14 protein-coding genes are annotated in these 13687 nt (G+C 72.1%); 2 read left to right on the top strand and 12 right to left on the bottom strand.

Annotated elements, in window-relative coordinates; all coding sequences use genetic code 11:
- Positions 1-82: 82 nt before the first annotated feature.
- The 7 genes from WQO_RS28885 to WQO_RS28855 all read right to left on the bottom strand — a co-directional run bounded on the left by WQO_RS28885 (position 83) and on the right by WQO_RS28855 (position 6628).
- Positions 83-547, bottom strand: coding sequence for an anthrone oxygenase family protein (locus tag WQO_RS28885; RefSeq protein WP_237274176.1), 465 nt, complete (start codon positions 545-547; stop codon positions 83-85).
- Positions 548-671: 124 nt separating this feature from the next.
- Positions 672-1268, bottom strand: coding sequence for a hypothetical protein (locus tag WQO_RS28880; RefSeq protein ID WP_010064109.1), 597 nt, complete (start codon positions 1266-1268; stop codon positions 672-674).
- 74 nt (positions 1269-1342) lie between these two features.
- Complete coding sequence (locus WQO_RS28875; RefSeq protein WP_010064110.1) at positions 1343-2509, bottom strand: ROK family glucokinase; 1167 nt, start codon at positions 2507-2509, stop codon at positions 1343-1345.
- Positions 2510-2642: 133 nt separating this feature from the next.
- A complete protein-coding gene (locus WQO_RS28870) occupies positions 2643-3488 on the bottom strand; it encodes an ATP-binding cassette domain-containing protein (RefSeq protein ID WP_010064111.1) in 846 nt (281 codons plus the stop codon).
- Positions 3485-4540, bottom strand: coding sequence for an ABC transporter permease (locus WQO_RS28865; protein ID WP_010064113.1), 1056 nt, complete (start codon positions 4538-4540; stop codon positions 3485-3487). Before WQO_RS28865 ends, WQO_RS28870 begins: the two co-directional genes overlap by 4 nt.
- The gene (locus WQO_RS28860) at positions 4537-5541 is read right to left on the bottom strand and encodes a sugar ABC transporter substrate-binding protein (protein ID WP_441350154.1); all 1005 of its coding nucleotides are present in this window, start codon (positions 5539-5541) and stop codon (positions 4537-4539) included. The genes WQO_RS28865 and WQO_RS28860 overlap by 4 nt, the downstream gene beginning before the upstream one ends.
- 328 nt (positions 5542-5869) lie before the next feature.
- Entirely contained in the window at positions 5870-6628 is a 759-nt protein-coding gene (locus tag WQO_RS28855) for a GntR family transcriptional regulator (protein ID WP_010064115.1), read from the bottom strand.
- Between the two features lie 99 nt (positions 6629-6727).
- On the opposite strand from WQO_RS28855, the gene WQO_RS28850 reads away from it, so the two are divergent.
- Complete coding sequence (locus WQO_RS28850) at positions 6728-7747, top strand: Gfo/Idh/MocA family protein (RefSeq protein ID WP_010064116.1); 1020 nt, start codon at positions 6728-6730, stop codon at positions 7745-7747.
- Positions 7748-7765: 18 nt separating this feature from the next.
- Here WQO_RS28850 and WQO_RS28845 read toward each other — a convergent pair whose 3' ends face one another.
- The 4 genes from WQO_RS28845 to WQO_RS28830 all read right to left on the bottom strand — a co-directional run bounded on the left by WQO_RS28845 (position 7766) and on the right by WQO_RS28830 (position 12325).
- On the bottom strand, positions 7766-8962 hold the full coding sequence (locus tag WQO_RS28845) for a cytochrome P450 family protein (RefSeq protein ID WP_010064117.1): 1197 nt from the start codon (positions 8960-8962) through the stop codon (positions 7766-7768).
- 88 nt (positions 8963-9050) lie between these two features.
- Entirely contained in the window at positions 9051-10223 is a 1173-nt protein-coding gene (locus tag WQO_RS28840; protein ID WP_010064118.1) for a cytochrome P450 family protein, read from the bottom strand.
- Between the two features lie 52 nt (positions 10224-10275).
- Entirely contained in the window at positions 10276-11010 is a 735-nt protein-coding gene (locus WQO_RS28835) for a response regulator transcription factor (RefSeq protein ID WP_010064119.1), read from the bottom strand.
- A gap of 94 nt (positions 11011-11104) precedes the next feature.
- A complete protein-coding gene (locus WQO_RS28830) occupies positions 11105-12325 on the bottom strand; it encodes a sensor histidine kinase (RefSeq protein WP_010064120.1) in 1221 nt (406 codons plus the stop codon).
- Between the two features lie 145 nt (positions 12326-12470).
- On the opposite strand from WQO_RS28830, the gene WQO_RS28825 reads away from it, so the two are divergent.
- Positions 12471-12674 carry a hypothetical protein gene (locus tag WQO_RS28825; protein ID WP_010064122.1) on the top strand — a complete coding sequence of 68 codons (204 nt, stop codon included), beginning with the start codon at positions 12471-12473 and terminating at the stop codon, positions 12672-12674.
- 18 nt (positions 12675-12692) lie between these two features.
- Here WQO_RS28825 and WQO_RS28820 read toward each other — a convergent pair whose 3' ends face one another.
- Positions 12693-13625 carry a DMT family transporter gene (locus WQO_RS28820; protein ID WP_010064123.1) on the bottom strand — a complete coding sequence of 311 codons (933 nt, stop codon included), beginning with the start codon at positions 13623-13625 and terminating at the stop codon, positions 12693-12695.
- Positions 13626-13687 lie beyond the last annotated feature (62 nt).

The raw sequence follows: 13687 nt of genomic DNA, 5'->3' as shown, positions 1-13687 counted from the left end.
AGACTCAGTTTCATTCGCCATCGTCTCATTCTCGCGCAGCTTCACGTAGGCATCACGTCGCAGCGCGGTCGTCGGCGCCCGCTCAGCCGGTGACGGCCACCGCGACAAGGACGAAGGCAGCGGTCGCGAACAGGGTGCGCAGGGCGTGCAGAGCGGTCCACCGCCCCTCGAAGGCGGTACGGGCATCCCGGTCACCACCCCGCCCCTTCGACGCCTCCAGGGCGTTGTTCAGCGGGACGTTCCCACCGGAGGTGATCAGGTGTCCCACCAGAGCGCATACCGCCGCGACACCCACCAGGGTCGTGTCGCCGCCGCCCCTGCCGTCCGGCTCGACGAAGAACGAGGCCGCGGGGAACGCGAGCGATCCGAGGAAGAGAAGCAGGAAGAGCGGGCCGGGAACTTTGCGGTTCACCGCCCGCATGACCTGGGTGAACGACGCGTCGTCCACCTCTTTGAGCGCGGGCATGACGCCCGACATGAAAGCGGCCATGTATCCGGCGTACAGACCGGTACAGGCGAGGGCGAGGATCTCCAGAGCTTCGGGCATGGCGATCATCATCGCCGTCCGGGGCAGTCCTTCGCAGGACATCTTTGAGACGAGCCGGGGACACGCGGCCGATTCCCGGCCCCTTGTGGCCCGTCCGCGCGGCAGCCCTGCCCAGGGGGTCGAATCAGGGGGTCGCCGCCGAGACGACATACACGACGGGACTGGCCGGATCGGTCATGTTGACCGTGATGTTCTGGGTGGGGCGCGGCTTCTTGTTGCTGTGCGTGGTGCCGGCCCAGTGCTCGCCCGGACCGAAGGACCAGCCGGTGATCTTGATGTCCCGCGGACTGATCGTGACCCTGTCCGGCTCCAGTGCCGCGCGTCCCGTGCCCACCCCGGTCAGGAAGCGGTCGAGACCGGCGGAGGTGGTCCGGAACTTCGCGTACATCCGGCTGGCTTTCCAGTTGTTCGTCTCGTAGTACTGGACGCCCTGTCCGTTGCCCGGGATCGGGATCTCGAAGATCCGGCGCTGCATCTTGGAGGGCCAGCCCTCGCGCAGCCCCGAGGCGGCCGCCTCGGTCTCCTTGTCCATGCCCGAGCGGCGGCTCTGCCCGGCCGAGATCAGCAGATAGCCGGCCGGGATGCCGATCAGCAGCACGATGATCGTGGCGGTGATGAAGCGCCGCTTGAACACACGCCGGCGGTCCTCGGGCGGTTTGCCCTCGCCGTCGCCCGGAGACTCCGACTGGTGCGGCACCACGGGGTGCCCGGCTGCGATCATGATCAGGTGGTCCCTAGGTGCTGCGGCGACGTGAGGCGTATGGAGGGGTGGACGCCGGAAAGGGCGGTCGCGGTTCAGTCGGCGGTGCGGGTGGACCGCGTGTTGCGGATGGTGCTCGCCGCCTGGTCGTAGATCTGGGCGTACCGCTCGTACCGCTCGACGCGCCGCCGGTTGGTCCGGCGGAAGCGCCGGGCGACCAGCCGCGCCAGGTCCGCGGCGCCGACCATACCCGCCTCGGGACCGAGCTGCGCCTTGGCGATCCTGGCCTCGGGGCGGTACCCGCGGCCGGTGAGGTGGCGCTTGAAGGCGTCCCGGGCGGGGTTGATCAGGAGGTCGTCGGCGGCGCTGACACCGCCTCCGATCACAAAGCAGGAGGGGTCGAGCGCGGCGGCCAGATTGGCGATGCCGATGCCGAGCCACTGGCCGATGTCCTGGAGGAGTTCGATGCACATCGCATCGCCCTCGCGGGCCAGTTCGGTGATGAGCGGTCCGGTGATGTCGAAGACGTTCCCCTTCACCCGGTCCAGCAGGTAGTGGGCGACCGGGGAGTCGGCGGCGGCCAGCTCCCTGGCCTCGCGGACGAGGGCGTTGCCGGAGCTGTACTGCTCCCAGCAGCCCCGGTTGCCGCAGGGACAGCGGTGGCCCGAGGGCACGACCTGCATGTGGCCGAACTCACCGGCGACCCCGTACTTGCCGCGCTTGACCTGGCCGTCCTCCAGGATCGCGCCGCCGATGCCCGTACCGAGGGTGATCATGACGAGGTGGTCCTCGCCGCGGCCCGCGCCGAAGCGCCACTCCGCCCAGGCGGCGGTGTTGGCGTCGTTGTCGACCATGACGGGGACGACGAGGCGGGAGGCGATGGCGTCGCGCAGGGGCTCGTCGCGCCAGGCGAGGTGCGGGGCGAAGAGGACCTTGGAGCGGTCTGCGTCGACCCAGCCCGCCGCACCGATGCCCACCGCGTGGACGTCGTGCCGGTCGGAGAGGTCCAGGACCAGCTCGACGATGGTGTCCTCGACGACCTTGGGGCTCTTGGACTTGTCGGGCGTCTCGGTGCGGACCTTCTCCAGGATGTTGCCGTCGGCGTCGACGACGCCCGCCATCACCTTCGTACCGCCGATGTCGATCCCGACCGTGGGGACGCGGGGCGCGGACAGGTGCGAGCGGCGTTCCTTGGTGCCGACCGTCTTGAGGACGGTGGCGCGGGCGGAGCCGCGGTGGGCGAAGTCGCGGTACGTGCTCATCGTCCCTGCGGGGTCTGGGGGGCCGGGCCGCTGTCGCGGCCGGCGGCGGACGGCGCCCGCCGCGCTCGATTCTGCCACTGCCCGGACCCGGCGGGCCGATGGGCGGGGTCGGCCGCGCCGGGACGGTCGGGGCTCAGGAAGTCCCGCCCTTCGCGCCGTGGCTGCCCGGGAGGGTGGGCGTCGGGGTGCGTTCCAGCTCGTGGCTGAGTTCCTCCAGCTCGCTGCCGCCCGCCATCTGCCGGGTCAGCTCGTCGAGCGTGATGTCGTCCTTGGTGTGGCTGCCGGACATCACTCCGCGCTTGAGGAGGACGAACCGGTCGCCGACGAGGTGGGCGTGGTGCGGGTTGTGCGTGATGAGGACCACGCCGAGCCCCGCGTCGCGGGCGGCCGCGACGTACTTGAGCACCACACCGGACTGCTTGACGCCGAGGGCGGCGGTCGGCTCGTCCAGGACGAGGACCTTGGCGCCGAAGTAGACGGCGCGGGCGATGGCCACGCACTGGCGCTCGCCGCCGGACAGGGTGCCGATGGGCTGGTCGACGTCGCGCAGGTCGATGCCCATGCGGAGCAGTTCCGTACGGGTCGTCTCGCGCATCTTCCGGACGTCGAGGCGCTTGAAGGGGCCGACGCCCGTCGTGGGCTCGGAGCCGAGGAAGAAGTTCCGCCAGACCGGCATCAGCGGGACGACGGCGAGGTCCTGGTAGACGGTGGCGATGCCCCGGTCCAGGGCGTCGCGCGGGTTGGCGAGGGTGGTCTCCTCGCCCTCGATCAGGAAGCGTCCGGCGTCGTGTCCGTGCAGCCCTGCGATGATCTTGATGAGGGTGGACTTGCCGGCGCCGTTGTCACCGAGGACGCAGGTGATCTCGCCCGCGTGGACCTCCAGCGAGACGTGTTCCAGGGCCTTGATGTTGCCGTAGAACTTGGACACGTCGTCCAGCTCGACGAGAGGGCCGGCGGTCTCTTCAGGGGTGGCCGTCATGCCGTCGCCTCCGCGCGCTTGCGCACCCACGCGTTGAGCAGGGTGGCCAGGAGCAGCATCGCTCCCAGGAAGAATTTGAACCAGTCCGGGTTCCACTCGGCGTAGACGATGCCCTTGCTGGTCATGCCGAAGATGAAGGCGCCGACCGCCGAGCCGATCGCGGAGCCGTAGCCGCCGGTGATCAGGCAGCCGCCGATGACGGCGGCGATGATGTACGTCAGCTCGTTGCCGACGCCCTCGCCGGACTGGACGACGTCGTAGCTGAACAGCAGGTGCTGGCCGGAGATCCAGGCGGCGAAGGCGACGCCGAGGTAGAGCCCGATCTTGGTGCGGATGACCGGGACGCCGACCGCGCGGGCCGCGTCGGCCTCGCCGCCGACGGCGAAGATCCAGTTGCCGAAGCGGGTACGGAGCAGGATCCAGGTGGCGAGGGCGACGAGGGCGATCCACCACAGGATGGTCACCTTGAACTCGACGCTGCCGACGGTCAGGGTCGAGGCGAACAGGGCGTGGGCCGAGTCGAAGCCCTCCATGTCGCCGATCGCCTTGGTGGAGACGGTGCCGCTGATGAGCTTGGTGAAGCCGAGGTTCAGACCGGTCAGCATCAGGAACGTGCCGAGCGTGATGATGAAGCTCGGCAGTTTGGTGCGGGTCAGCATGAAGCCGTTGAACGCGCCGATGGCGAGCGTGACCAGCAGGGACACGAGGACGCCGACCCAGACGTTGGCCGTCATCTGGTAGCTGAACATCGACGAGATCAGCGCGGAGCTGGTCACCAGGACGCCCGCGGAGAGGTCGAACTCACCGCCGATCATCAGCAGGGCGACGGGGGCGGCCATGATGCCGAGGACCGAGGCCGCGTACAGGACGGTGCCGAAGCTGGAGGCCTGGAGGAAACTGTCGGCGACGATCGCGAAGAACAGGAAGACGGCTGCCGCGCCGACGACCGAGCCCAGCTCGGGGCGGCCGAGCAGCTTGCGGAGCGGCGAGGTGTGCACGAGGCGCTCGTCGGGCTGCGCGGGCTTCTCCGGGGCGGCGGTGGAGCCGCTCATCGGGTGCCCCGCTTGGTGAAGTCGGCCAGGGCGTCGGCGTCGTCCTTGGTGATCACCTGCGGGCCGGTCAGGACGGGCTGGCCGCCGCCGAGCACGTTGCGGTTGTAGCGGTAGAGCCAGAGCAGGTCGACGGCCTGGTACCCCTGGAGATAGGGCTGCTGGTCGACGGCGAAGCCGAGCTTGTCGCTCTGGAGCCCGGTGGCGACCTTGGCGTTGAGGTCGAAGGTGTCGATCTCGGCCTTGCTGCCCGCCGTCTGCTTGGCCTGGACGGCCGCGTCGGCGAAGGGGGCGCCGAGGGTGACGACCGCGTCGATGCTCTTGTCGGACTGGAGCTTGGCCTCGATGGACGCGGTGACGTCGGGCATGTTGGTGCCGTCGACGTACAGGTTCTGCATGGTGCCGTCGAAGGTCTTCTTCGCCCCGGCGCAGCGCTGCTCGTGGCCCACGTTGCCCTGCTCGTGCAGGACGCACAGGACCTTCTTGCGGTCGCGGCTGTTCAGCTCGTCGCCGACGGCCTCACCGGCGATGGTCTCGTCCTGGCCGATGTGGGTGAGCGCCCCGAACTCCTTCGACTCGGCGGAGCCGGAGTTCACGGTGACGACCGGGATGCCCGCCTTGACGGCCTTGGCGACCACGGCCTTCATCGCGTCCGGCTTGGCCAGCGAGACGATCAGCCCGTCGACCTTCTTGTCGATCGCGGTCTGGACGAGCTGCGCCTGCTGGTTGGCCTCGTCGTTGTGCGAGTAGAGGAAGTTGATGTTGTCCTTGACGGCCGCCTGCTCGGCGCCCTTCTGGACGATGTCCCAGAACGTGTCGCCGTCTCCCGAGTGGGTGACCATGGCGAAGGTCCAGCGCGGAGTGTTCACCGCGGCCCGCCCCTCGGCGGCCTCGGCCGCGCGTTCTTCCGCCCGCTTGCCGCCGGTGCTGCTGCATCCCGCGGCTGCCAGCATCACTGCCAGCACGGCGCCCATCGCGCGTACCCCTGTCCGAACCCTTGCCACGACACCGTGCCCTTCTTCTGCTGCTGTGCGCTTCGCCCGGCCGGGCCGGGTGTACGGTCCGGGGCCGACTGCCCAGTATCCCCGAGCCCTGCCCAGGGGCCTTGCGCGGGTGGCCGACGGTCACAGGAGCCTGGGGCACGGGGCGGCCGAGCGCAACCCGTGTGCCCGGACCCATTCGGCCCGCCCGCGGGTCCGGGGGGGGCCGGCCCCCTTGAGCCCGTCCGGCGGGCCTGGGCGGGCCCGCGCCCCTTTCAAGCCCGTCCGGGAACGAACTGGAGGGAGACGCCGGACGGGCTGGAGTGGGCGCCGGACGGGCTGATATGCGCGGCTACGGGCGGACCAGGAGCTGGAACTCGAACGCGTAGCGCGCCGCCCGGTAGACGTGGGAGCCGAACTCCACCACCCGCCCCGTGTCGTCGTACGTCACCCGCTCCATCGTCAGCAGCGGCGCCCCCGGCTCCTCGTCCAGGGCATCCGCCTCCCCCGTCGTCGCGGCGCGCGCCCCCACCGACTGGCGGGCGCTGTGCAGGGTGATGCCACCGGCGCGCATCAGCCGGTAGAGGCCGGTGGCCACCAGCTCCTCGGTGCGCAGGGGCACCAGCCCCGGCGGCAGGTGGTTGCGCAGGAGCGCCACCGGTTCGCCGTGCGCGCTGCGCAGCCGCTCCACGAGGTGGACCTCGCTGCCCTCGGCGACCCCGAGCGCGGCGGCGACCTCGGCCGTGGCCGGTTCCGTCGTGTTGCGCAGGACCTCGGTGGCGGGGCGCTGGCCCGCCGCCTCCAGGTCGTCGTAGAGCGAGCTGAGCTCCAGCGGGCGGCGGACCTGGCTGTGGACGACCTGGGTGCCGACCCCCCTCCGGCGCACCATCAGGCCCTTGTCGACGAGCGTCTGGATGGCCTGGCGGACGGTCGGCCGGGACAGGCCGAGGCGGGCGGCGAGGTCGATCTCGTTCCCGAGCAGGGCGCCGGGGGCCAGCCGGCCCTGCTCCACGGCCGCCTCCAGCTGCTGCGCCAGCTGGAAGTAGAGCGGCACCGGGCTGGTGCGGTCCACGCTCAGCGGCAGCGGCCGGTCGGTTCCATGTGCGGTCACGGGGCGAGCGTAGTTCGCTTGTCCGGACATAGCCATGGCATGGCATTTGTCAGGACAAACGCTTGACATGACGACCGGGCGAACGCCACCTTGGGGCCCATGCGCATCGGATTGATCGGAACGGGACGGATCGGCACATTCCATGCGGAGGTGCTGAGCCGTCACCCCGCCGTGGGCGCCCTGCTGCTGGCGGACGCGGACCCCGAGCGAGCGGCCGCCGCAGCCGGGCGGACGGGGGCCGCGGCCGTCTCCGTGGACGACCTGTTCACGGGAGCGGGCGAGGCCCGGGGCCTGCCCGACGCCGTCGTGATCTGTTCGGCGACCGCCGCCCACGCGGGGCTCATCGCGCGGGCCGCCCGCGCCGGGCTGCCGGTCTTCTGCGAGAAGCCGATCGCGCTGGACCTGCCCGGCACGCTCGCCGCGCTGGCGGAGGTCGAGGCGGCGGGGAGCCTGCTCCAGCTCGGCTTCATGCGGCGCTTCGACGCCGGGTACGGCGAGGCCAGGGCCGCCGTGCGGGACGGGCGGCTGGGCCGGCTGCACACCGTGCGGGCGGTCACCTCCGATCCCACGCCGCCGCCCGCCGCCTACCTCCCGCTCTCCGGCGGGCTGTACCGCGACTGCCTGGTCCACGACTTCGACATCCTGCGCTGGGTGACGGGCCGCGAGGTGAGCGAGGTGTACGCCACCGGCTCCGACACCGGGCCCGCGATGTTCCGGGAGGCCGGGGACGTGGACACGGCCGCTGCCCTGCTCACCCTCGACGACGGCACGCTCGCCACCGCAACCGCGACCCGCTGCAACGGCGCCGGGTACGACGTACGGATGGAGCTGGCCGGCGAGCTGGACCAGATCGCCGTCGGCCTGGACGACCGTACGCCGCTGACCTCGGCCGAGCCGGGCGGCCCCGGCGCCCCGGCGAAGCCCTGGCCGGGCTTCCTGGAACGGTTCGCCCCGGCGTACGAGGCGGAGCTGGACGCGTTCCTGCGCGTGGTCCGCGGCGAGCTGGCCAATCCGTGCGACGGGCGGGAGGCCCTGCACGCCCTGCGGATCGCCGAGGCGTGCGAGGTCTCCCGCCGTGAACGCCGGCCGGTTGCGATGACCGAGGTCCCCGGCGGCTGAGCCGCCGGGGACCGCCCGCTACCAGGCGACCGGAAGGCTCAGCGGGCCCCGCATCAGCATCCCGGCGCGCCAGGTCAGCGTCGCCGGGTCGGCGGTCAGCCGCAGCTCCGGGCAGCGCTCCAGCAGCGACCGGATGGCGATCCGCGCCTCGATGCGGGCCAGCGGCGCGCCCAGGCAGTAGTGGATGCCGTGCCCGAAGGCGATGTGGCCCCGGGCGTCCCGGGTGATGTCGAAGCGGTCCCCGCCGGGGTAGCGATCAGGGTCCCGGTTGGCGTCCGACATCGCGACCAGGACCAGTTCGCCGCCGCCGGGGATCACCGTGCCGCCCACCTCGATCGGCTCGGTGGTGAAGCGGTACGTGGGGGTCTCCACCGGCCCCTCGAAGCGCAGGATCTCCTCGACGGCGTTGTCGATCAGGGAGAAGTCCGCGCGCAGGGCCGCCAGTTGACCGGGGTGCGCGAGGAGGTTGTGCACGCCGTTGGTGATGAGGTTGACGGTGGTCTCGTGTCCGGCGACGAGCAACAGCCACGCCATGCCGATCAGTTCCTCGCCGGACAGCCGGTCGCCGCCCTCGTCGGCGGTGTGGATCAGCGCGCTCAGCAGGTCCTCTCCGGGCTTCTCCCGCTTGTCGGCCAGCAGACCGGCGATGTACGCGGTCATGGCCTGGGTCGAGGAGGCCCGCACGGACGGGTCGATGGAGGAGACCGCCTGGCCCGACCAGGTGCGGAAGTCCTCGCGGTCCAGGAACGGCACGCCGAGCAGCTCGCAGATCACCGACATCGGCAGCGGGAAGGACAGCGCCTCGACGAGATCGGCCGAGCGGTCCGGAGCCGCGAGCATCGCGTCCAGCAGGTCGTCGGTCATCTCCTGTATCCGCGGCGCCAGTTCCTCCATGCGGCGCGGGGTGAACTCACGGGCGACCAGCTTGCGCAGCCGGGTGTGGTCGGGGGCGTCGGAGCCGAGCATCGAGGAGCCCGCGGACACCTTGCTGACCCCGAGCGTGGGCGAGGCACGGCTCCAGTGTTTGGAGAGCCGCTGGTCGGCGAGGAGGGCGCGACCCGCCTCGTACCCGACGACGAGCCAGGCGTCCGCGCCCTCGGGGATCCGGACCCGGTGGACCGGGCCCTGGGCGCGCAGGGCGGCGTAGGCGGGGTAGGGATCGCGGGTGAACTGCTCGCCGAGCGCGGCGAGATCGACCAGGGGTTCGGTGGTCAACACGGTTCCCTTCAGGAGGAGTTGTGGCGACTCTTCACGGCGTTGCTGCGCTCAGGGGGTTGCGGCGGTCACCCGGTTGCGGCCCCCCTCACCAGCGCACCGGCAGACCCCGGGTGCCGCGCATCAGCAGACCCGGGAGCCAGTCCAGCTCGCCGCCGGACTCGTCGCGGGCGAGGCCGGGGCAGCGTTCCAGCAGGGCGCCGATCGCGATACGGGCCTCCATCCGGGCGAGCGGTGCGCCCAGGCAGTAGTGGGCGCCGTGGCCGAAGGCCAGGTGCCCCTGGGGCTCGCGGCGGATGTCGAAGGTGTCCGGGGCCGGGAAGCGGTCGGGGTCACGGTCGGCGGAGGCCAGGGCGACGAGCACCACGGCGTCGCGCGGGATCACGGTGGAGCCGACGGTGACCGGCTCCCGGGCGAAGCGGAAGGTGGCGTTCTCCACGGGCCCGTCGTAGCGCAGCATCTCCTCCACCGCGCCGTCGACGAGCCCCGGGTCGGTGCGCAGCAGGGCGAGTTGCTCGGGGTGGTCGAGCAGGGCCCGGACCCCGTTGGCGATCAGGTTGACGGTGGTCTCGTGGCCCGCGACGAGCAGCAGGAAGGCCATGCCGACCAGTTCGGCGGAGGACAGGCTGTCGCCGTCCTCGTCCGTGGCCCGGATCAGCGCGCTCAGCAGGTCCTCGCCGGGGGAACGGCGTTTGTCCGCGATGAGGTCGACGAGGTAGGCGCTCATCGCGCCGACCGGGTCGGCGTCCCGCTGCTCCGGGGTGGGCGTGACGATGCCGTTCGACAGCACCCGGAAGGCGTCCCGGTCGATGTCCGGGACGCCCAGGAGTTCGCAGATCACGGTCATCGGCAGCGGGAAGGCGAGGGCGTCGACCAGGTCGGCGGAGCCCTGTGGCACCATCGCGTCGAGGAGCCGGTCGGTGACCTCGGTGACGCGCGGGCGCAGCGCCTCGATGCGCCGGGCGGTGAACTCGCGGACGACGAGCCGGCGCAGCCGGGTGTGGTGCGGGGCGTCCAGCTCCAGCATGTTGGCGTTGAGCTGGGCCTCGGAGGCCTTCCAGCCCCCTCCGGGGCGCCAGTCCTTGCCCAGCCGCTGGTCGGCGAGGGCGGCGCGGCCCTCCTCGTATCCGACGATCAGCCAGAGCCGCTCCAGGTGCTCGGTGCGCACGGTGTGCACCGGCCCTTCGGCGCGGAGCTCGGCGTAGTACGGGTAGGGGTCGGCGGTGAAGTCCGGCAGGTCGCGCAGATCGAGCTCGGCCATGGTGAGCGGCCCCTCTCCCGTCGCGGCCCGCTCCGTTCCGGGCCGTCTTCCTTCACCCTAGGCGGCTCCCCTCCCCGTCGTCCGTGTCGAGGAGCCCCGCATCGTGGACCAACAGCGCGATCTGGACACGGTTGTTGAGTTCGAGCTTGGCGAGAATGCGAGAGACATGGGTCTTGACGGTGGCGACGCTGAGGTAGAGGGAGGCCGCGATCTCCGCGTTGGAGGCGCCGCGCCCGACGGCGACGGCGACTTCCTGCTCCCGCTCGGCGAGTTGGCCGAAACGCCTGCGTGCGCGGTGGGCGCGGTCGGCCCGGTCGTCGCGCCCGCCCCCGGCGGCGCGGGCCATCAGCTGGCGGGTGACGGCGGGTGAGAGGACCGGGTCCCCGGCGGCGACCCGGCGGACCGAGTCGACGATCCGGGCCGGCGGGGTGTCTTTCAGGACGAATCCCGCCGCCCCGGCCCGGATGGCCCGGAGCACCTGTTCATCGGCGTGGAAGGTGGTCAGGACGACGACTTCGGGGGCGTCGGGCCGGCGGCGCAGCCGCTCGGTCGCGGTGAGTCCGTCCATGACCGGCATCCGGATGTCCATCAGGACGACATCGGGGCGCAGCCGCTCGACCAGCTCCTCGACCTCGACGCCGTCCGCGCCCTCGCCGACGATGTCGATGCTCTGGTCCCCGCCGAGCATCAGGGTCAGTCCCGCCCGGACCAGCGGGTCGTCGTCGACGATCAGCAGGCGGACGGGCGCGGAGGAGGCCGGGGGTGTCGGGGACGCCGGGGTGTTCATGACGGCCACCGTAGCCAGCCGGTGCGCGGCGCCGGAACGGCGGGCGTCGCTCGTACTCGTATGCCGGGCATCGCTCGCTCCCGTACGGCGGCGCTCACGCGGCGGGCCACGGCAGGCGGGCCCGGACCGCGAAGCCGCCGTCCTTCGTCGGGCCGTGCTCCAGCTCTCCCCCGGCGAGGGTGGCGCGTTCGGTGAGGCCGATGAGCCCCTGGCCGGAGCCGGGGACCCGTTCGAAGGGTTCGGTGGGGGCCGGGTTCACCACCTCGACGGTGAGGTCGTCGCCGGGGCCGCCGGTCACGGTGAGGGAGACCTCGGTGCCGGGCGCGTGCTTGCGGGCGTTGGTCAGGGCCTCCTGCGCGATGCGGTAGACGGTGCGGCCGGTCGCGGCGGGGGCGGCCTGGGGTTCGGCGACCCGGTTGTCGACGGCGACCTTCATGCCCGCGAGCCGGGATTCGGCGACGAGGGCGTCCAGCGTGGCGAGGGTGGGCTGCGGCCGGTGGGCCTCGTCGGTGTCGCCGGGTCCGCGCAGGACGCCGATGATCTCGCGGAGGTCCTGGAGGGCCTCGTGGGCGCTGTCCCGGATGACGCCGGCCGCCCGGCCGACCTCGGCTGCGGGGGCGTCGGGCCGGAACTCCAGGGCCCCGGCGTGCACGCTGAGCAGGGTCAGCCGGTGGGCCAGGACGTCGTGCATCTCGCGGGCGATGGCCTCCCGGGCGAGGCGCTGGGCCTGTTCGGCGCGCAGTTCCGCCTCGGCCTCGGCGCGGCGGGCCCGCTCGCGGAGGCTGACGACGAGCTGGCGCCGGGACCGTACGGCCATGCCCCAGCTGATCACCAGGAGGATCAGCAGGGCCCCGAAGAGGACCGAGGCGAGGAAGGACGTCGTCGGGTCGGGGCGCAGGAACGGCTGCACGGGCACCAGGGCCAGGGCGAGCGCCCCGACCATCGCGACCGGCTTGAACGGGCGGTGGACGGCCAGGCTGAAGAGGGCGACCAGCAGGGCCCCGGCGGCCACGGGCTCGATGACGGACACGAGGGTCAGGGCGACGGCGAGCGCGACGGGCCAGCGGCGCCGGAGCCAGAGGGCGCAGCAGGCCAGCGCGCCGACGATCGAGTCCACGAAGACGACGACGTCGGCCGTGGTGTCGTCGGCCTCGATCGTGCCGAGGGCCAGCAGGCCGATACCCGCGGCGATGAGGAAGGCCGTGATGTCGACGGCCCAGTCCCGCACGGTCCGCCGCGTCCGGACCCGGTCGTCCGGCAGCTCGGGGCCGGCCATCGCCGACGGGAGCAGCCAGCGGTACTCGGTGCGCGTCATGTCGACAAAGTTACGCAGCCGGACGGCCCGAAAGCGGTCCGGGCGGCGCGGGAGCTACCAAAGTCGCACCCTGCGCTACTTTCGGCGCGGCGGACGGGACCGGTGGCCGACGCGGCGGGCGCGGGGCGGGCGGGAGGCTCGGCCCATGAAGAAAATCGTCGAGACGATCGGGTTCCTCGTCTTCATCCAGGGCGCGGGTGGGCTGCTGTACGAGTGGACTGGCTGGTTCCGGTTCTGGACGCTGGTGCGGCACATCGACTTCCTCAGCGACCGCACGCTGTTCGTCAACATCGTGCTGATCGTGGCGGGGGCCGCCGTGATGATCGCGGCGGATTCGATCAGGACCTGACCAGGGGCGTCCGGCGGATCAGGGCCGCACACCCCCGAGGGCGGCGCGCCGTCCCCACGCGGTGCCCGCCAGGACGAGAACGGCCCCGGCCACCCCCAGGGCGCCAAGGTGTTCCCCGCCCAGGCTGATGCCGACGGCGGCGGCCCACAGCGGTTCCGTACCGAGCAGCAGACTGACCCGGGACGGCGAGGTGCGGCGTACGGACCACATCTGCACGAAGAACGCGAACAGCGTGCAGAACACCGAGAGGAAGACGAGGCCCGCCCACTCCCGGACGCCGAAGCCCACGGCCGTGCTCCACGGCGAGGCCCCGGTGCCGGGGAGGGCGGCGAGTACGGCGAAGACGGCGACCGCGCCGCCGAGCTGGACGGTCGTCAGGGAGAGCGAGTCGGCGTCCCGTACCGCCTTGATCCGGGCCATGGCCAGGACGTGGACCGTACGGGCGAGGGCGGCGAGGAGCATCAGGAGGTCGCCGGCCGAGGGGCTGGTGAATCCGCCGCCCTGGGTCAGCAGGACGACCCCGGCGACGGAGAGCCCGGCCGCGGCGACGAATCCGGCCGAGGGGCGGACGCGCGTCACGGCGGCCTCGGCCAGCGGTGTGAAGATCATGGTCAGGCTGATGATCAGCCCGGCGTTGGTGGCGGAGGTGTGCACCACTCCGTACGTCTCCAGCAGGAAGATCCCGCTCAGCACCAGACCCAGCACTCCGGCGCCCCGCCACTGCGCACCGGTCAGCGCCCGCAGCTTGCGCCATCCGACCGCCACGAGCACCGGCAGCACGATCGCGAAGCGCAGGACGAGGACGGCGACGACGGTGTGTGTGGTGGTGATGCCCTTGGCGGCGAGATAGCTCGCGCCCCAGACGACGGCGACGGCCAGCACGGGCAGGTCGGTGACCCAGGCGCGGCGCGGGGAGACGCCTCCCATGGCGGGCACGGCGGCAGCGGACATCTGGTTCTCCCGGATTCTCCACGGAACGTGTTGTGGAGACCGCACCGGCTCGCACGCGAAGT

This window comes from Streptomyces globisporus C-1027 (assembly GCF_000261345.2).
GTDB lineage: Bacteria > Actinomycetota > Actinomycetes > Streptomycetales > Streptomycetaceae > Streptomyces > Streptomyces pakalii.
Note: the sequence above shows the minus strand (reverse complement) of the source record. Positions and strands in the feature narration are given on the sequence as shown.